18 protein-coding genes are annotated in these 17,906 nt (G+C 64.1%); 12 read left to right on the forward strand and 6 right to left on the reverse strand.

Annotation, left to right across the window (positions count from 1 at the left end):
- Nucleotides 1-408 carry an acyl-CoA thioesterase gene (locus P0R31_RS27290; RefSeq protein WP_275517478.1) on the forward strand — a complete coding sequence of 136 codons (408 nt, stop codon included), beginning with the start codon at nt 1-3 and terminating at the stop codon, nt 406-408.
- A gap of 234 nt (nt 409-642) precedes the next feature.
- Complete coding sequence (locus tag P0R31_RS27295) at nt 643-834, forward strand: hypothetical protein (protein WP_036013862.1); 192 nt, start codon at nt 643-645, stop codon at nt 832-834.
- Between the two features lie 226 nt (nt 835-1,060).
- Here P0R31_RS27295 and P0R31_RS27300 read toward each other — a convergent pair whose 3' ends face one another.
- Nucleotides 1,061-1,513, reverse strand: coding sequence for a nuclear transport factor 2 family protein (locus P0R31_RS27300; RefSeq protein WP_275517479.1), 453 nt, complete (start codon nt 1,511-1,513; stop codon nt 1,061-1,063).
- Between the two features lie 152 nt (nt 1,514-1,665).
- Between P0R31_RS27300 and P0R31_RS27305 the strand changes: the two genes are divergently transcribed.
- A complete protein-coding gene (locus tag P0R31_RS27305; RefSeq protein ID WP_275517480.1) occupies nt 1,666-2,352 on the forward strand; it encodes an HAD family hydrolase in 687 nt (228 codons plus the stop codon).
- 104 nt (nt 2,353-2,456) lie between these two features.
- Nucleotides 2,457-3,302: a DeoR/GlpR family DNA-binding transcription regulator gene (locus tag P0R31_RS27310; protein WP_128262993.1), complete on the forward strand. Its 846-nt coding sequence runs from the start codon at nt 2,457-2,459 to the stop codon at nt 3,300-3,302.
- Between the two features lie 3 nt (nt 3,303-3,305).
- Here P0R31_RS27310 and P0R31_RS27315 read toward each other — a convergent pair whose 3' ends face one another.
- The gene (locus P0R31_RS27315) at nt 3,306-3,731 is read right to left on the reverse strand and encodes a type II toxin-antitoxin system VapC family toxin (protein WP_275517481.1); all 426 of its coding nucleotides are present in this window, start codon (nt 3,729-3,731) and stop codon (nt 3,306-3,308) included.
- Nucleotides 3,728-3,991, reverse strand: a complete 264-nt coding sequence (locus P0R31_RS27320) for a type II toxin-antitoxin system Phd/YefM family antitoxin (RefSeq protein ID WP_275517482.1) — start codon at nt 3,989-3,991, stop codon at nt 3,728-3,730. Before P0R31_RS27320 ends, P0R31_RS27315 begins: the two co-directional genes overlap by 4 nt.
- A gap of 114 nt (nt 3,992-4,105) precedes the next feature.
- Here P0R31_RS27320 and glpD point away from each other — a divergent pair, with 114 nt between their 5' ends.
- The 7 genes from glpD to P0R31_RS27355 all read left to right on the forward strand — a co-directional run bounded on the left by glpD (nt 4,106) and on the right by P0R31_RS27355 (nt 11,822).
- Entirely contained in the window at nt 4,106-5,656 is a 1,551-nt protein-coding gene (glpD, locus tag P0R31_RS27325) for a glycerol-3-phosphate dehydrogenase (protein WP_275517484.1), read from the forward strand.
- A complete protein-coding gene (locus tag P0R31_RS27330) occupies nt 5,653-6,729 on the forward strand; it encodes an ABC transporter ATP-binding protein (RefSeq protein ID WP_275517486.1) in 1,077 nt (358 codons plus the stop codon). The genes glpD and P0R31_RS27330 overlap by 4 nt, the downstream gene beginning before the upstream one ends.
- Nucleotides 6,730-6,743: 14 nt before the next feature.
- The gene (locus tag P0R31_RS27335; RefSeq protein ID WP_275517487.1) at nt 6,744-7,829 is read left to right on the forward strand and encodes an ABC transporter ATP-binding protein; all 1,086 of its coding nucleotides are present in this window, start codon (nt 6,744-6,746) and stop codon (nt 7,827-7,829) included.
- Complete coding sequence (locus P0R31_RS27340; RefSeq protein ID WP_275517489.1) at nt 7,829-8,803, forward strand: carbohydrate ABC transporter permease; 975 nt, start codon at nt 7,829-7,831, stop codon at nt 8,801-8,803. Before P0R31_RS27335 ends, P0R31_RS27340 begins: the two co-directional genes overlap by 1 nt.
- Nucleotides 8,803-9,609 carry a carbohydrate ABC transporter permease gene (locus P0R31_RS27345; protein ID WP_275517490.1) on the forward strand — a complete coding sequence of 269 codons (807 nt, stop codon included), beginning with the start codon at nt 8,803-8,805 and terminating at the stop codon, nt 9,607-9,609. Before P0R31_RS27340 ends, P0R31_RS27345 begins: the two co-directional genes overlap by 1 nt.
- A gap of 10 nt (nt 9,610-9,619) precedes the next feature.
- Nucleotides 9,620-9,949, forward strand: a complete 330-nt coding sequence (locus P0R31_RS27350) for a DUF2160 domain-containing protein (protein WP_275517492.1) — start codon at nt 9,620-9,622, stop codon at nt 9,947-9,949.
- Nucleotides 9,950-10,079: 130 nt separating this feature from the next.
- Nucleotides 10,080-11,822 (forward strand): ABC transporter substrate-binding protein, encoded by a 1,743-nt coding sequence (locus tag P0R31_RS27355; protein WP_275517566.1) that lies wholly within the window; start codon nt 10,080-10,082, stop codon nt 11,820-11,822.
- 285 nt (nt 11,823-12,107) lie between these two features.
- On the opposite strand, the gene P0R31_RS27360 is transcribed toward P0R31_RS27355, so the two are convergent.
- The 3 genes from P0R31_RS27360 to P0R31_RS27370 form a co-directional block, all read right to left on the reverse strand.
- Nucleotides 12,108-13,208 carry an alkene reductase gene (locus P0R31_RS27360; RefSeq protein ID WP_275517493.1) on the reverse strand — a complete coding sequence of 367 codons (1,101 nt, stop codon included), beginning with the start codon at nt 13,206-13,208 and terminating at the stop codon, nt 12,108-12,110.
- A gap of 180 nt (nt 13,209-13,388) precedes the next feature.
- Nucleotides 13,389-13,892, reverse strand: a complete 504-nt coding sequence (locus P0R31_RS27365) for a DUF1993 domain-containing protein (RefSeq protein ID WP_036013837.1) — start codon at nt 13,890-13,892, stop codon at nt 13,389-13,391.
- A gap of 111 nt (nt 13,893-14,003) precedes the next feature.
- Nucleotides 14,004-15,299, reverse strand: coding sequence for a lytic murein transglycosylase (locus P0R31_RS27370; RefSeq protein WP_275517495.1), 1,296 nt, complete (start codon nt 15,297-15,299; stop codon nt 14,004-14,006).
- A gap of 282 nt (nt 15,300-15,581) precedes the next feature.
- On the opposite strand from P0R31_RS27370, the gene P0R31_RS27375 reads away from it, so the two are divergent.
- A complete protein-coding gene (locus P0R31_RS27375) occupies nt 15,582-17,906 on the forward strand; it encodes an AI-2E family transporter (protein WP_275517497.1) in 2,325 nt (774 codons plus the stop codon).

The raw sequence follows: 17,906 nt of genomic DNA on the forward strand, positions 1-17,906 counted from the left end.
ATGAGCGAACAAGCGACCGAGCCGAGCGGCGATCTTTGCATCCGCACGCTGGCGATGCCGGCCGACACCAATGCCAATGGTGACATCTTCGGCGGCTGGCTGCTCAGCCAGATGGACGTCGGCGGCGGCGTGTTCGCCTCGAAGGTCGCGCGGTCGCGCACCGTGACGGTCGCCATCGAGGCGATGAATTTTCGCAAAGCGGTCTATGTCGGCGATCTCGTCTCGGTCTACGCCAATCTCGTGCGCGTCGGGCGCACTTCGCTGACCGTGCATCTCGAGGCCTGGGCGTTGCGGCGCAAGGAGCTGCATCCGTTCCTCGTCACCGACGGTCATTTCACCTACGTCTCGATCGACGACCACGGCCGTCCGCAGGCGATCCAGCGAAACGATCCGCCGATCGCGACGTAATCGCGCGCGACGCACTGTCCCATCTTGCGAGGCCTTGCAGCGCCGCAGAACGCGGCACGAGCAAGTCACATCGTCGCGGCTTCGCCAAGAACCAGTCAAGAACCAGTCATAAAACGGATGAGGTCCCGGCGTACTCAATTGCGTGTCGATTCGGGGTGGAAACGGCCGCAAATGCCCTTGGGAACCTTTGGGCAGGAGCACCGTTGTTTGCCCGCACTGAGGAAGCCACGGACCATGCCGGACAGCTACATCATCGAAGTCGATTCGCAGACCGCAGGTATCGTCGTTCGTTCTTCTGGAGGCTATTGTTTCTTCGCCTCATCGCACCGCTTCAACCGTCTCGAAGGCCAGCTCTTCCGCAACGCCCGCGAAGCCGAGCGCGCCGCGCGCAGGCTGGTGAACGGCGATGTGAAGGAGGCGGCGTAAGCGCCTGCCGCCGGTGATTGCGACGCGCGAAGCGTGGTGGGAATTTTTTGCCGCCCTTGATGTTGCTTCCTTCTCCCCTTGCGGGAGAAGGTGGCGCGAAGCGCCGGATGAGGGGTATCTTTCGGCGCATTCAAAAGTCAGAGAAGTGCTCGCTGAGGCAACCCCTCACCCGGCTTCGCTTTGCGAAGCCACCCTCTCCCACAGGGGGAGAGGGTAAGGGCAATCATCACAACTTCGTCGCCGCCCGCGACAACAGCTTCCACTCCTCGCCTTGCTTCTGCCAGTTCATCAGGATGTGAAGGTTGGTCGATACTTTTTTCCCGTCGGCCGCCATTTCCTGCTCACCCAGCCAGTGGAAACGCACGATGGCTGCGGGGCCCACGACCTTGATGGTGGGATCCTTGTATTCGATGGACAGAAACTTCGACTTGCCGTCGGTCGCGTTGGCGATGAACGTCGCCTTGTCCTCGACCTTGCCGCTGGAATGGCTGTAGCTCAGCTCCTCCGCGCACAGCGCGCCGAGCGCCTTGGGATCGGCCGCGATCTGGGCGAGGCGGAAGGCCTCGACCCTCTTCGCCACCGCTTCCTCGTCTGCCGAAGCGGCGAGTGCGGGCGTCGCGAACGCAAGCGCGGACACGGCGAGCGTCGAGAGAGCCAGATCGCGTCGGTTGATCGTCATCGTTTCCTCCTTTTTGATCTTGCAACCAGTGTCGCAGTCGCACGCGACTTTGTCGAGTGTCACCTGTCGCATGTGGATGCGTCATTGCGCGATCGAGGCCGTATTGATACGCCTTCCGCATCGATGCGCCGCGCATTTGGGAAAGTACGGAAATGATCGAGACCAAACACGATGGAATGGGCCGGGCGTTGTTGTTCGACATCGACGGCACGCTCGCCGACACCGATCCGTTGCACTTGAAGGCTTTCAACCAGGTGCTCGGCCCGCACGGACACGTCTTCGATCACGCACGTTTCTCCCTCGAGCTGCAGGGCTTCGCCAATGTCGCGATCGGCGATCGCTTTCTGCCCCACGAGGCGCCGGAGCGGCGCGCCCTCATCCTCGAAGAGAAGGAGGAGGTCTTCCGCACGTTGGTGGCCGGGCAGATCGCGCCGCTGCCGGGCCTGATGGCGCTGCTCGACCGCGCCGATGGCGCCGGCATTCCCATGGTCGCGGTGACCAATGCGCCGCGTCTCAATGCCGAGCTGCTGCTCTCCGGCCTCGGCATCACGCATCGCTTCAAGGCGCTCGTGATCGGCGCCGAGCTGCCGCACGGCAAACCGCATCCGCTGCCGTATCAGGAAGGGCTGCGTTTCGTCGGCGCGAGGCCAGAAAGCTCGATTGCATTCGAGGACTCCCGCGCCGGCGTGCAGTCTGCGACGGCCGCCGGCATTCCGACCGTCGGCATCCGCACCAGTCTCAGCCATGCTGACCTGGTGGGAGCAGGCGCGGTCGCCTCTGCCAGCGCCTTCGACGACCCGACGCTGCTCGCGCGTCTCGCGAGTGCCATGGCGTGGTGAGAAATGGCGTGGTAAGGCCTTCATCGTTAACCGTGATCGGCGTCCGCATTGACCGAGGGCGCAAACCGCCGCACCATGCATCATTCTGATGTGAGGCCTTTGCCGTGACCGGATTGACCCATCGCCAAGCCGAAATCCTCAACATCGCGCGCGCCTCCGGCCGCGTCATGGTCGAGGAGCTCGCGCGCCGCTTCGAGGTGTCGGCGCAGACCATCCGCAAGGATCTCAACGATCTCTGTGAGCGGCGTTCGCTGACCCGCATCCACGGCGGTGCCATCATCGCCTCGGGCGTGGAAAACCTCGCCTATGAAGCGCGCCGTTTCGTTGCCGCCGACGAGAAGAAGGCGATTGGGGCTGCCGCCGCCTCGTTGATCCCGAACGGCTGCTCGCTCTTTATCAATATCGGCACCACGACGGAGGAGGTGGCGAGCGCGCTGACCTCGCATGAGGACCTCCTCGTCATCACCAACAACCTCAATGTCGCCATGCTGCTCTACCGCCATCCGCGGATCGAGGTGGTGGTCGCCGGCGGCACGGTGCGGCGCGCCGATGGCGCGGTGGTCGGCTCGACCGCGACGCAGCTGATCGGCCAGTTCAAGGTCGACTATGCCATCATCGGCGCCTCGGCGATCGACGAGGAGGGCGCGCTGCTCGACTTCGACTATCGCGAGGTGCAGGTGGCGCAGGCGATCATCGCCAATGCCCGCAGCGTCATGCTGGTCGCCGATTCCACAAAACTCCGCCGCAGCGCGCCGGTGCGCATCGCCCACATCACCCAGATCCAGACCTTCGTCACCGACCAGGAGCTGCCCGAGCGCCTCGCCACCATCTGCCACAGCAAGGGCATCGAGGTGGTCGAGGCGATGCCGAAGGGCGCCGATATCGACGATACGCCGGCCGACACCCAGGATGCCGCGCCGGAAGCCGCGCCAGTGGTGCGGCTGAGATAGAGGCTAAGCGCCGTCCCACGGGTTGAGCAGCGGAACGCCGAAGGCCGCAAAATCCTTCACGTTGCGTGTGACGAGCGTGAGATCGTTCACCAGCGCAGTCGCCGCAGAGAAGCCGTCCATGACGGACAATGCGACGCCGCTCTTGCGGCTCTGTGCCATGAGGTCGCCCCAACGCTCGGCCACCGTCTGGTCGATCGGCAGGACGCGCTCGGCAAACCGCGCAGGCAAATCGTGGGCAAGCCAGGCGGCCAGCGCGGTGCGTCGGCGGCCATCCTCAAGCAATGCGATGCCGCGGCGAAGCTCGGCGATCGAGGCGACGCTGATGAACGCACGGTCCTCGTCGATCGTATCCAGCCATGCAACAACTTTTGCCGAAGGCACGGGCCGCTGAACTTCCGAAAGCACGTTGGTGTCCAGCAAAAGGTTCATGGCACTTCGTCGCGTGGCGCGTCGTGCAGCCGGTCGAGTTCAAGGTCGACGCCGCGTAATGGCGAGGCCAGCAGAAATTCGGCCAGGGTGCCCCTGCGGGCTGTCTTGCGCGCCCATTCCTCAACGGAAACGATGACGGCATTCGGCTTGCCGTGACGGGTGATGACCTGCGGGCCGCTCTGGGCGCGGTCGAGCACCTCGGACAGTCGCGCCTTGGCATATCGCCGTTGGGCTGCCCAATCCAAGTTCCTCTTGCCCACCAAAAAGTTCCTCTTTCGCTTCCTTTCGCCTCTCTTTCATCTTGCTTTCGTTTTTCGGTGTGATCTAATCAAAAACGAAAGTAGCCGCTCGATGGAACGGGCGGTCGCCGGGGGATGCGTCTGTTGGAGCGTATTTTCGATCTCGCCATCATCGGAGGCGGTGTTAACGGCTGCGGCATCGCGCGCGACGCGGTGGGCCGCGGCAATACCGTTTTCCTGTGCGAAATGAACGATCTGGCGAGCGGGACATCGTCCTGGTCGACCAAGCTCGTGCATGGCGGCCTGCGCTATCTCGAATATTACGAGTTTCGGCTGGTCCGCGAGGCGCTGATCGAGCGCGAGATCCTCTGGGGCATCGCGCCCCACATCATCCGGCCCCTGCGTTTCGTTCTGCCGCATCACGCCGGCCTGCGCCCGGCCTGGCTGCTGCGCCTCGGCCTGTTCCTCTATGATCACATCGGCGGCCGCCACCTGTTGCCGGCGACCCGCTCGGTCGATCTCAAGCGCGATGAGGTCGGCAAGCCGCTGATCCCGAACCGCTACAGCCGCGCCTTCGAATATTCGGACTGCTTCGTCGACGACGCCCGCCTCGTCGTGCTCAATGCGCGCGATGCCGCCGACAAGGGCGCCGAGATCCGCACCCGCACCCGCGCCACCGAGATTCGCCAGTCGGATGGCGTCTGGACCGTCAGCATGGTCGATACGCTGACCGGCGCGCGGTCGCAAATCCAGGCCAAGGCGCTGATCAATGCCGGCGGGCCCTGGGTCGAGGACGTGCTCGGCCGCGGCGCCGGCGTGAATGCGAAAGCCAAGGTGCGCCTGGTGCAGGGCTCGCACATCGTCGTGAAGAAGCTCTACGACCACGACCGCGCCTACATGTTCCAGAATGCCGATGGCCGCATCATCTTCGTGATCCCGTACCAGGACGACTTCACGCTGATCGGCACCACCGACCGCGACTATGACGGCGATCCCGCCAAGGTGAAGGCGACGGCTGAAGAGATCGAGTATCTGTGCAAGGCGGCCAGCGAATATCTGGCGAAGCCCGTCGCGCCCGCCGACGTGGTCTGGACCTATTCCGGGGTGCGTCCGCTCTATGACGACGGCGCCAGCGAGGCCAAGGCCGCGACGCGCGACTACGTGTTCGAGCTCGACACGCCCGGCGGCGTGCCGCTGCTGTCGATCTATGGCGGCAAGATTACGACCTATCGCAGGCTCGCCGAAGAGGCCTTGGAGCGCCTTGCGCCCTACTTGCGCAGTGCGAAAGCGCGCGAGGGCTGGACCGGCAAATGGCCGCTGCCGGGCGGCGACATGAATGTATCCGACATCGACGGCCTGATCGCCGAGCTGCAGCGCGGCTATTCCTTCCTCAGCCATGAGCATGCGCGGCGCCTGGCGCGCGCCTATGGCACCCGTGCCATCAAGCTGCTCGGCGATGCAAAATCGGCTGCGGATCTCGGCCAGGCCTTTGGCGCCACGCTGACCGAGCGCGAGGTCCGCTATCTCATGGCCAACGAATGGGCCGTCACCGCCGAGGACGTGGTCTGGCGCCGTTCCAAGCTCGGCCTGCGACTATCTGCCGATGAGATCGCGACCCTCGACGACTGGATCAGGAGCCACGCCGTGGCGCAAAGTCCCCTGCTGGAAGCGGGAGGACGCTCATGACCGTGACACTCGATCACGTGACCCGGACCGTGGAAGGCGTGCCGCACATCCGTGACGTCTCGCTGACGCTCGAGAGCGGTACGCTCAACGTGCTGCTCGGGCCGACGCTGTCAGGCAAGACCTCGATCATGCGGTTGCTCGCCGGCCTCGACAAGCCGACCACAGGCAAGGTGTTCGTCAACGGCAAGGACGTCACCGGCGCCGACGTGCGCCAGCGCTCGGTCGCGATGGTGTACCAGCAGTTCATCAACTACCCCTCGCTCACGGTCTACGAGAACATCGCCTCGCCCCTGCGCGTGCAGGGCAAGCCGCGCGACGAGATCGAGGCGCGCGTCGCCGAGGCGGCAAAGCTGCTGCGGCTCGAGCCGTTCCTGAAGCGCACGCCGCTCCAGCTCTCCGGCGGCCAGCAGCAGCGCACCGCGATCGCACGCGCGCTGGTCAAGGGCGCCGACCTCGTGCTGCTCGACGAGCCGCTCGCCAATCTCGACTACAAGCTGCGCGAGGAGCTCCGGGCGGAGCTGCCGCGCATCTTCGAGGCCTCGGGCGCGATCTTCGTCTATGCCACCACCGAGCCGACCGAGGCGCTGCTGCTCGGCGGCAACACGGTGTGCATGTGGGAGGGCCAAGCGCTGCAGATGGGCGAGACCACCAACGTCTATCGCCGGCCGCAGACGCTTCGTGTCGCCCAGGTGTTCTCGGATCCGCCGCTCAACCTCGTCGGTATCGAGAAGAAGAACGGCTCCGTGCATTATGCCGGCGGCACGTCCTCACCGGCCTCGGGCCTGTATGCCTCGCTCGCCGACGGCGCCTATCGCGTCGGTTTCCGCGCCCATCAGCTCGGGCTTGCCAATGGCGAGACCGACCGCCACGCCTTCCACGCCACTGTCACGGTGACCGAGATCACCGGTTCGGAGAGCTTCGTGCATTTGACCCGCGACGGATCGAACTGGGTGGCGGTGCTGCACGGCGTGCACGAGTTCGAGCCCGGCCAGATGCTGGATGCCGTGCTCGATCCCAATGATGTTTTCGTCTTCGATGCCGCCGACCGTTTGGTCGCGGCACCGGGCTCTTAGGAGGGAGGTGCGCCATGGCCCGCATTGACCTCGTCGATCTCGCCCATTCCTACGGCGGCAACGACGCGCCGCAGGAGAGCTTTGCGCTCAAGCCTGTCACCATGACCTGGCGGCAGGGCGGCGCCTATGCGCTGCTTGGCCCTAGCGGCTGCGGCAAGACCACGCTGCTGAACGTCATCTCCGGCATCATCACGCCGTCACGGGGGAAAATCCTGTTCGACGGCAAGGACATCACACCGCTGTCAACCCAGAAGCGCAACATCGCGCAGGTGTTCCAGTTTCCGGTGATCTACGACACCATGACGGTCGGACAGAACCTGGCGTTTCCGCTGAAGAACCGTGGCGTGCCGAAGGCCGACATTGACAGGCGCGTCGCCGAGATCGGTCGCCTGCTCGATCTCGAGCCCTATCTGAACCGCAAGGCCACGCGCCTGACCGCCGACGCCAAGCAGAAGATCTCGCTCGGCCGCGGTCTCGTGCGCAACGACGTTGCCGCCGTGCTGTTCGACGAGCCGCTGACGGTGATCGACCCCGAGCTGAAATGGCAGCTCCGCTCCAAGCTGAAGGCGCTGCATCGCGAGCTCGACCTCACGATGATCTACGTCACCCATGACCAGACCGAGGCGCTGACCTTCGCCGACACCGTGGTCGTCATGCATGACGGCCGCGTGGTGCAGAGCGGCACGCCGGCCGAGCTGTTCGATAAGCCGGCGCATACTTTCGTCGGCTATTTCATCGGTTCGCCCGGCATGAACATCCTGCCGGCCGAAGTGAGGGGGCGTGAGGCCAGGATCGACGGCCACGTCATCGCGCTGAACCGCAGCTACGACAATCTGCCCGCGGGCGCGAAGATCGAGATCGGCGTCCGGCCCGAATTCGTCGAGGTGGTCGCGCCCGCACCTAGCCTGCTCACCGCCAGGATTGAGCGCATCGACGATCTCGGCCGCATCCGCTTCGCGCGCGTGCGCGTCGGCGATGCCAAGCTCGCGGCGCGCGCCCCTGGCAGCTTCACCAGCGCGGACGGCACCGCCGGGCTGAAATTCGATCCGTCCCACGTCCACGTCTATGCCGACAGCCTTCTGGTGGAGGGAGCCGCCTGATGGACAAGACCGTCAATCAAAAAGCCTGGTTCCTGGTACTGCCGGTGTTCCTGGTCGTCGCCTTCTCGGCGGTGCTGCCGCTGATGACGGTGGTGAACTATTCGATGCAGGACACCTTCGGCAACAACCAGTTCTTCTGGAACGGCGTCGGTTGGTTCAAGGAGCTGCTCGATCCCTCCACCGACCTCGGCGGCCGCTTCCTCGCCTCGCTCGGCCGCAATTTGCTCTTCTCGCTCGTCATCCTCGCCATCGAGGTGCCGCTCGGCATCGTCGTCGCGTTGTCGATGCCGCGCGAGGGCTGGACCGTCGCAGCCTGCCTCGTGATTCTCGCGCTGCCGCTGCTGATCCCCTGGAACGTGGTCGGCACCATCTGGCAGATCTTCGGGCGTCCCGACATCGGGCTGCTCGGCTACGTCCTCAACGCCATGGGCTTCGACTACAACTACGTCTCCAACGACGTCGATGCCTGGTTCACTGTCATCGTGATGGACGTCTGGCACTGGACCAGCCTCGTCGCGCTGCTGTGCTATGCCGGCCTGAAGTCGATTCCCGAAGCCTATTACCAGGCCGCGCAGATCGACGGCGCGTCGCGCTGGGCCGTGTTCAAGGCGATCCAGCTGCCGAAGATGAACCGCGTGCTCTTGATCGCGGTGCTGCTGCGCTTCATGGACAGCTTCATGATCTACACCGAGCCGTTCGTCGTCACCGGCGGCGGGCCCGGCAATTCCACCACTTTCGTGTCGATCGAGCTGGTCAAGATCGCGCTCGGCCAGTTCGACCTCGGCAAGGCCGCGGCGCTGTCGCTGGTCTACAACCTCATCATCCTGATCGTCTGCTGGATCTTCTACACCGTCATGACCAATGCCGGCGTCGAACGTAAGGTCCAGGCGGAAAGCGAGCCGGCGGCGGAGCCCAAGCCCGCGGCCGCGCTCAAGCCCGTGCCCGCACTCGAGCCAAGGGAAGGAGTGGCCTGATGCATTCGATCCCCGGCCGCCGCCTCATCATGGGGCTGTTCCTGATCTTCCTGCTGTTGCCGATCTACTGGCTCGTCAACATGAGCTTCAAGACCAACAGCGAGATCGTCTCGACGATGACGCTGTGGCCGCACAATCCGACGCTGCAGCACTACAGGCGCATCTTCACCGACGAGAGCTGGTATTCGGGCTACATCAATTCGCTGGAATACGTCGTCCTCAACACCATCATCTCGATCGCCGTGGCGCTGCCGGCGGCTTACGCCTTCTCGCGCTACCGTTTCCTCGGCGACAAGCATCTGTTCTTCTGGCTGTTGTCGAACCGCATGGCGCCGGCTGCGGTGTATGCGCTGCCGTTCTTCAACCTCTATTCGGCGATCGGCCTGTTCGACACCCCGTGGGCCGTCGCGCTCGCGCACTGCATCTTCAACGTGCCGCTCGCGGTCTGGATCCTCGAAGGCTTCGTCTCCGGCGTGCCGCGCGAGATCGACGAGACCGCGTTCCTCGACGGCTATTCCTTCCCGCGCTTCTTCATCAAGATCCTGGTGCCGCTGATCGCGAGCGGCATCGGCGTCTCCGCCTTCTTCTGCTTCATGTTCTCCTGGGTCGAGCTGCTGCTGGCGCGCACGCTGACCTCGGTGCACGCAAAGCCCATTGCCGCGATCATGACGCGCACGGTCTCGGCCGCCGGCATGGACTGGGGCCTGCTCGCCGCCGCCGGCGTGCTCACCATCATTCCGGGCGCGCTGGTGATCTGGTTCGTCCGCAACTACATCGCGCGCGGCTTCGCGCTCGGCCGCGTGTAAGGAGGCAACGATGGAATCCATCGCATGGATGGCCTGGACGCTGCCGACCGCGATCTTCTTCGCCGCGCTCGCCTGTACGCTGGCGCTGATGACCTGGCTCGCCGCGGTCTATCCCGAGGCCGAGCGCGTTGGCGTGCTGCGCATCCCGACCACGCGCGGCGACCGCCTGTTCATCTCGCTGATCGCGGCCGCCGTCATCCACCTCGCCTGGATCGGCCTCGTCGGCACCGACGCGATCGCTACGCTGCCTATTGGCGAGGAGGGGTTTGAAATCTCGAGCCTGTGGCTCGCATCAGGAATTTCGCTGGTCACGGCCGCGTTCATTTTCCGCACGGTCTGAAGCTTGCGAAGGGACGGCCAGATCCGGGACCAACCCGGGCCTGTATAAAAGTTTGTCGCTGCAACGGAGGAACAACATGCGACAGTTTAGGAGAAGGAAAGGTCCATTGACCAAGAATAGTTTTCTGACGATGTCCAGCGCCGCTGCGATCATCGCAGTGTCGCTCGCCGTCTCGGCGCCGGTTCGCGCCGCCGACGAGGCCGTGATCCAGAAATGGATCGCGGAATTCACGCCTTCGACGCTGTCGAAGGAGGACCAGAAGAAGGAGCTGGAGTGGTTCGCCAAGGCCGCCGAGCCGTTCAAGGGCATGGAGATCAACGTCGTCTCCGAGACGATCACGACTCATGAATACGAGGCGCAGACGCTCGCCAAGGCATTCTCCGAGCTCACCGGCATCAAGCTCAAGCACGATCTCATCCAGGAAGGTGACGTCGTCGAGAAGCTCCAGACCCAGATGCAGTCGGGCAAGAACGTCTATGACGGCTGGATCAACGACTCCGACTTGATCGGCACGCATTTCCGCTACGGCCAGACCATTGCGCTGTCGGACTACATGACCGGCGAGGGCAAGGACGTCACCAACCCCATGCTCGACGTCAACGACTTCATCGGCAAGTCGTTCGGCACCGGGCCGGACGGCAAGCTCTACCAGCTGCCCGACCAGCAGTTCGCGAACCTCTACTGGTTCCGCTACGACTGGTTCACCAATCCCGACTACAAGGCCAAGTTCAAGGCCAAGTATGGCTACGAGCTCGGCGTGCCCGTGAACTGGTCGGCTTATGAAGACATCGCCGAGTTCTTCACCAACGACATCAAGGAGATCAACGGCGTCAAGGTCTACGGCCATATGGACTATGGCAAGAAGGACCCTTCGCTCGGATGGCGCTTCACCGACGCCTGGCTGTCGATGGCCGGCAACGGTGACAAGGGCATTCCGAACGGTCTGCCGGTCGACGAATGGGGCATCCGCATGGAGGGCTGCCGCCCGGTCGGTTCTTCGGTGGAGCGTGGCGGCGACACCAATGGCCCGGCCGCAGTCTACTCGATCACGAAGTATCTCGATTGGATGAAGAAGTACGCCCCGCCGCAGGCGCAGGGCATGACCTTCTCCGAGTCCGGCCCCGTGCCGTCGCAGGGTAACATCGCCCAGCAGATGTTCTGGTACACCGCCTTCACTGCCGACATGGTGAAGCCGGGTCTGCCGGTGGTGAATGCGGACGGTACGCCGAAGTGGCGTATGGCTCCGTCGCCGCACGGCTCCTACTGGAAGGAAGGCATGAAGCTCGGCTATCAGGACGCTGGCTCCGCCACGTTGCTGAAGTCGACTCCGCCGGATCGCCGCAAGGCAGCCTGGCTCTATCTCCAGTTCATCGTCTCCAAGTCGGTGAGCTTGAAGAAGAGCCATGTCGGTCTCACCTTCATCCGTGAATCCGACATCTGGGACAAGTCGTTCACCGAGCGTGCGCCGAAGCTCGGCGGCCTGATCGAGTTCTACCGCTCGCCCGCGCGCGTGCAGTGGACCCCGACCGGCAACAACGTGCCCGACTATCCGAAGCTCGCGCAGCTGTGGTGGCAGAACATCGGCGACGCGTCGTCCGGTGCGAAGACGCCGCAGCAGGCGATGGATGCTCTCGCGGCGGCCCAGGACTCCGTGCTGGAGCGTCTGGAGAAGTCCGGCGTGCAGGGCGCCTGCGGTCCGAAGCTGCACAAGAAGGAGTCGGCCGAGTACTGGTTTGCCAAGGCTCAGAAGGACGGCACCATCGCGCCGCAGCGCAAGCTCGCCAACGAGAAGCCGAAGGGCGAGACGGTGGACTACGACACCCTGATCAAGTCGTGGCCCGCCACTCCGCCCAAGCGCGCGGAAGTGAAGTAAGCGGCGCCTAGAGCGACATCAAACACGAAAGGCCGGGAGCGATCCCGGCCCTTCTTCTGACTTCGCCTCTCCCGCTCGCGGGAGAGGCCGACGCGCTCGCAGAGCGCGGCGGGTGAGGGCTCTCGCCGCGTAGGGACGTCCTCAATTATCCTCGATAATCCCGGCGCGGAGACACCCTCCCCCCAACCCTCCCCCGCAAGCGGGGGAGGGAGCCCACTGCCGATGCCGCTGCATCCCGCACATCATATGCGATTGCCTGCCGCTAGTGGGGAGAGGGCGAAGACATCACTCCGCCGGCTCGGCCGCGAGGGTCGGGTAATCCGTGTAACCCTTGGCGCCGCCGCCGTAGAAGGTGTTCTTGTCCCAATCGTGCAGCGCTGCTCCCTGCTTCAGCCGCTCGACGAGGTCGGGGTTGGAGATGAACGGCTTGCCGAAGGCGATGAGGTCGGCGGCGTTCGCGTCCAGCACCTTGCTGGCGAGCTCGAAATTGTAGCCGTTGTTGGCGACGTAGGCGCCCGAGAAGCGCTTGCGCAACGATGCATAGTCGAACGGCGCGATGTCGCGCGGCCCGCCGGTGGCGCCCTCGACCACGTGGAGATAGACCAGCTTCAACGCGCTGAGGCCGTCGACGATGTGATCGTACAGCGCTTGCGGATTGGAATCCGAGATGTCGTTGGCCGGCGTCACCGGCGAGATGCGGATGCCGGTGCGCTCGGCGCCGGCCTCGGCGACGACGGCCTTGGAGACCTCCAGCATCAGCTTCGCGCGGTTCTCGATCGAGCCGCCATAGGCATCAGTGCGCTTGTTGGCGCCGTCCTTGGCGAACTGCTCGAGCAGATAGCCGTTGGCGCCGTGGATCTCGACGCCGTCGAAGCCGGCTTCCAGCGCGTTCTTCGTGGCGCGCTTGAAGTCGTCGATGATCCCGGGAATCTCGGAGAGCTCGAGCGCGCGCGGCTCGGAGACGTCGGCGAAGCCGCCGTTGACGAAGGTCTTGCCCTTGGCTCGGATCGCGCTCGGTGCCACCGGGGCTGCGCCATTCGCCTGCAGATCGACGTGCGAGATGCGGCCGACGTGCCAGAGCTGGATGAAGATCTTGCCGCCGCGTTCATGCACCTTGTCGGTGACCTTGCGCCAGCCGGCGACCTGCTCCTTGCTATAGATGCCGGGCGTGTCCTGGTAGCCCTGACCTTGTTGCGAGACCTGGCTTGCCTCGGTGATCAGCAGGCCCGCGGACGCGCGCTGGGCGTAATATTCGGCGGCGAGCGGACCGGGCACGAAGGTGCCGGGTACGGCGCGGTTGCGCGTCAGCGGCGCCATGACGAGGCGGTTGGCCAGCGTGAGCGGGCCGAGCTTGTAGGTCTCAAACAATTTGGTCGAACGGCTCATTGGCAATGCTTCCGGGCGGTGAGAGGTCTCGAACAATTGTGCATCGCGACATCGGGCGCAAGGGATGAGCCATACGGAAAGTGCAGGCGAGCTACGCGGCAGGGCGCGCGTAGCATAATTCATGTGCAATGTCGGCTGCGACAGCGAAATCCCACTGTCGCGGCCGTGCGATTTCACAAATCAGTTCGCGCCGAGGAAGTCGCGCTTGCCGATCTCGACGCCGTTGTGACGCAAGATGCCGTGGGCGATCGCGGCGTGGAAATAGAGGTTCGGCAGCGAGAACGAGCTCAGGAATTGCTGTCCCGTCATGGTGATGGTCTTGCCGGGGCCGATCGGAAAGGTGACGTCCTTGGCGTCGGCGCCCTCAAACTGCTCGGGCTTGAAGGATTTGACATAGTCGATCGTTTTCGCCAGCCGCTGCTTCAACTCTGCAAAGCTCGTTTCGGTGTCGGGCGTCGAGGGGACCTCGCTGTGCGTCAGCCGCGCACAGCCTCTGGTCGGATAGTCGCTGACCAGCTGTATCTGCCGCGACAGCGGCAGCATGTCCGGGAAGAGGCGCGAGCCGAGCAGGACGCTGGGATCGATCTTCCTGGCCGCGCAATGCGCCTCAGCTTTGGTGAGCAGCCCGGTCACGCTGTTCAGCATCTGCAGATAGGCGGGGACGACGGCGTCGTAGAAGGACATGTGTTGCTCGCTTCAAATGGTGGGAAATCTCAGGAGAAAACCTGAGCCACTCACATGGGAGCCTCATGGAAAATTGCAATCGCGGAAAGCCGCTTGTGCGATGCGAAAATTCTACCGCACCGTCGTCTGGGGCAGGACCTGCGCCGTGCCGCCGCGCATGCGTGCAAGCAGCTCGGCGGTCGGCCAGGAATCCGCCGGCAGGCCGTACTTGATCTGCGTCGCCTTCACCGCGGCGCGGCTCTGCTGCCCCAGCACACCGTCGACCTTGCCGACGTTGAAGCCGGCGCGCACCAGCAGCTGCTGCAAGTCCTTGAGCTCGTTGAACGGCAGCTGCGCGACCGGCGCAGCCGGCTTGCGCATCGGCGCGGCCCCGGCGATGCGCGAGGCGAGATAGCCCGCGGTGGTCGCGTAGATCAACGAGTTGTTCCACTCGGTGTAGGCGGCGAAATTCGGATAGGCCATGAAGGCCGGCCCGAAGCGTCCCATCGGCAGCAGCACGGACGCTGCGAGATTGTCGTTCGGCAAGGGGCGACCGTCGGGATAGGTGACGCCCAGTTGCGCCCATGTCGAGCGCGGCTCGCGTACCGTGAGGTCGGTCTTCTCCCACGGCAGGTTGGGCGGCACCTTGATCTCCTCGAGCCACGGCTCGCCGCGCCGCCATTTCAGCCCATTTGCGATGTAGTTCGCGGTCGAGCCGATCACGTCGGCCGGCGAGCGCAACAGGTCGCGCCGTCCGTCGCCGTCATAGTCGACGGCGTAGTTGACGTAGTGCACGGGCAGGAATTGGGTCTGGCCGAGTTCGCCGGCCCAGGAGCCGATCATCTCGTCGGGATGCAGATCGCCGCGGTCGATGATCTTCAGCGCCGCGATGGTCTCGTTCACGAACATCTCCGAGCGGCGGCAATCATAGGCCAGCGACACCAGCGATTTCAGCGTCGGCAAATTGCCCATGTTGGCGCCGAAATCGCTCTCGAGGCCCCAGAACGCGGCGATCACCGCGGGCGGCACGCCGTATTCCTTTTCCGCGCGCGCAAACGCTGTGGCGTATTGCTTGATGTGCTGCTGCCCGTTCTGCATGCGATAGGGTGCGGCCATGCGGCCGGCGAATTCGGTGAAGAGCTGGCCGAACACGCGCTGGCCGCGGTCGCGGTTGACGATGCCCTGGTCGTAGACGAGATAGGGCGAGGCCTCCGCGATCGTGCGCTGCGACACGCCGGCGGCCGCCGCCTGTTGCTTCACCTCAGTCAGGAAGCGATCGAAGCTCGCGCCATTGTGGCACGAGGCGGCGCGCGGCGAGGCGGCCTTCGGCACTGCGGGCTTGGCAGGAGGCGGAAGCATTTGGGCCGAGGCGGTGGCGGACCATGCGAGAAGCGCGACGGCCGCGATCGAAAATCGGGTCTGGACCATGGGAGTTCCGGCGGGGAGGGGCAGGCGTGGATTCGGCCGAAGTTTAGGTGAAGCGGCCGCCCCAGACCATCCCCCCCCTGCACCTGATCTGGAGGACGATAGGCCGCCCGCCTTGGTTCGCAGGGGCATGTATTCAGTAATCAAGCGCTTGGGCTCCGTTGGATCAATCCCGCCGAATCAGGGTTGACCTGTCGAAACCGTTACGGAAAGGCTCGTGCTATGGCCGAGTTGCCTCCGGCGTCGACGCAACGAACACCGGCGGTGCCAGCCGCATCCTCGCCCATGCTCACGGCCGGCGGCATCGTCCTAGCCATCGGAGCCCTCTATCTCGGCCGGGAAATCTTCGTTCCTTTTGCCCTTGCGATCCTGCTGAGCTTCGTTCTCACGCCCTTGGTCAATTGGCTGAGACGTTGGAAAGTGCCCCGCATTGCGGCAGTGCTGATTGCCGTTTTCTTTGCCTTCATCGTCGTCGCAGGGATCGCCGTGGTCGTTGGGCGCCAACTGGTCCAGCTCGCCAGCAACCTTCCCAATTATCAGACCACCATCACCGAGAAGATCCGATCGTTGCAAAGCTCGGCGCCGGGCGGCGGGGTCGTCGACGCCGTCACCACGACGATGCAGGATCTCGGCAGAGAGATCTCGGGAGATGAGAAAAAGTCGCCGGCCGCGTCCTCCCGGCTTGGCACCGGTGGTGAGAGTCGGGAGCCAATCACCGTGCGGGTGGAGCCGCCACAGCCGAGACCGCTGGAGCTCATTCGTTCCGTCATAGGTCCGCTGCTGGCGCCGCTTGCGACTTCCGGGCTGGTCGTCATTTTCGTGATCTTCGTGCTGCTCGAGCGCGAAGACCTGCGCGATCGATTCATCAAACTGGCAGGAGCCGGTGACCTTCAGAAGAGTACTCAGGCCATCAACGATGCTGCGTCCCGGGTCAGCCGCTATCTGCTGATGCAGCTCGTTGTCAATCTGACTTACGGCGTGCCGATCGGTCTTGCACTCTACTTTGTTGGCGTACCGAACGCGATTCTCTGGGGCTTGCTCGCAGCGGTACTCCGATTCATTCCCTACCTCGGCCCTTTCCTGGCTGCGATATTTCCTGTTGCCCTGGCGATCGCCGTCGATCCGGGCTGGACGATGCTGTTCTGGGTCGTCGGTTTGTTCGTTACCGCTGAACTCGTCAGCAACAATGTCATCGAGCCTTGGCTTTACGGCTCCAGCACCGGGCTGTCGTCCCTCGCAATCATCATCGCCGCGATCTTCTGGACGATGCTGTGGGGACCCGTCGGGCTATTTCTGGCGACACCTTTGACCGTCTGCCTCGTCGTCATCGGGCGCTACGTCCCGCAGTTAGAGTTCTTGGGCATACTTCTCGGCAGCGACCCTGTGCTCGCGCCGGAGGAGCAACTCTACCAGCGCCTATTGGCCGGCAACCTGGAGGAGGCGGTTGAGTTCGCCGAGAATTATGTAGACGAGTGTTCCTCGTGTGAGCTGTACGATAACGTCGGAATTCCAGCGCTGCGCCTGGCGGAGAACGATCGTCAGCGCAGCAGCATTGATACCAACTATCGTCGTCTGGTCGCGGATACCGCTATCTCGGTTGTGCGGGAGGTTGACGACCATATCTGCGAGAAGGCGCCTGCAGTGAAAGAGGGCAATCACTCGGCGCAGCGACCATGCGTCCTCTGTCTCGCGGGACGCACGGAGCTCGATCATGCAGCGGCGGAGATGCTCGCGCAGGTGCTCGAGGAGCGCAGCATCGGCGCCAAGGTCTTGCCGCCGATCGTGGTCAGTCGGGGAGCATTGGAGCAACTTGATCTCCAGGCGGTCGACGTGGTGTGCCTGTCTTATTTTCACCCGCAGCCGCAGGTCTATGCCCGCTATGTCTTTCGCCGCCTGCGCCGTCGGGCTCCCCAGGTGAAGCTGGCTGCCTGTTGCTGGAATTTGATCGCGGGCACGGAACAGACGGGGGACCTCAAGACTCAAATGGCGGCAGACGCGGCATTCGCCTCTCTGCAAGCCTGTGTCGAGCAGGTCGAAGCATGGGTCGGTCGCGCGGCGACTCTGGGCGAGGCGCCTCAGCTCACGGCCGACGCCGAACGTGCGCAGCTCGCAGCGTTGCGCGGCCTCGGATTGGACGCCTCGAAACGCCAGGAGCTGGAGGAGGCGTCCAGAAAAGTCGCGCAGGCGTTCAACGCCCCGATCGCGCTGGTGACCTTGGTCGATAATATTCAGCCGACGCCCGCTGACAGCCGCGCCCAAGAGGTTCAAGCAGGTCCGCAGGGCAATCACCAGGGCTCCCTCGACGCGCATGTGATCGCTGCAGGCGATATGCTGGTTTCCGAGGATGTGATCGAAGACCCGCGCTTCGCCGACGATCCGCATGTGCTGGAGCGAGGCATTCGCTTCTATGCGGGAGTCCCGCTACGGACTTCATCCGGTCATGTTGTAGGCTGCCTTTGTGTCATCGATACTCAACCGCGCGAGTTCACCGACCGAGATCGTGACCGTCTGCAGGGGATGGCGAACGAATTGATGGTCGATATCCAGAACGCTCAAGCGACCACAGTCGTCGAGTCGGATAGCTCGACAGAGGTGCATCCCGCCCGCTAA

Origin of the sequence: Bradyrhizobium yuanmingense (genome assembly GCF_029167105.1) — a bacterium.
Taxonomy (GTDB): domain Bacteria; phylum Pseudomonadota; class Alphaproteobacteria; order Rhizobiales; family Xanthobacteraceae; genus Bradyrhizobium; species Bradyrhizobium yuanmingense_A.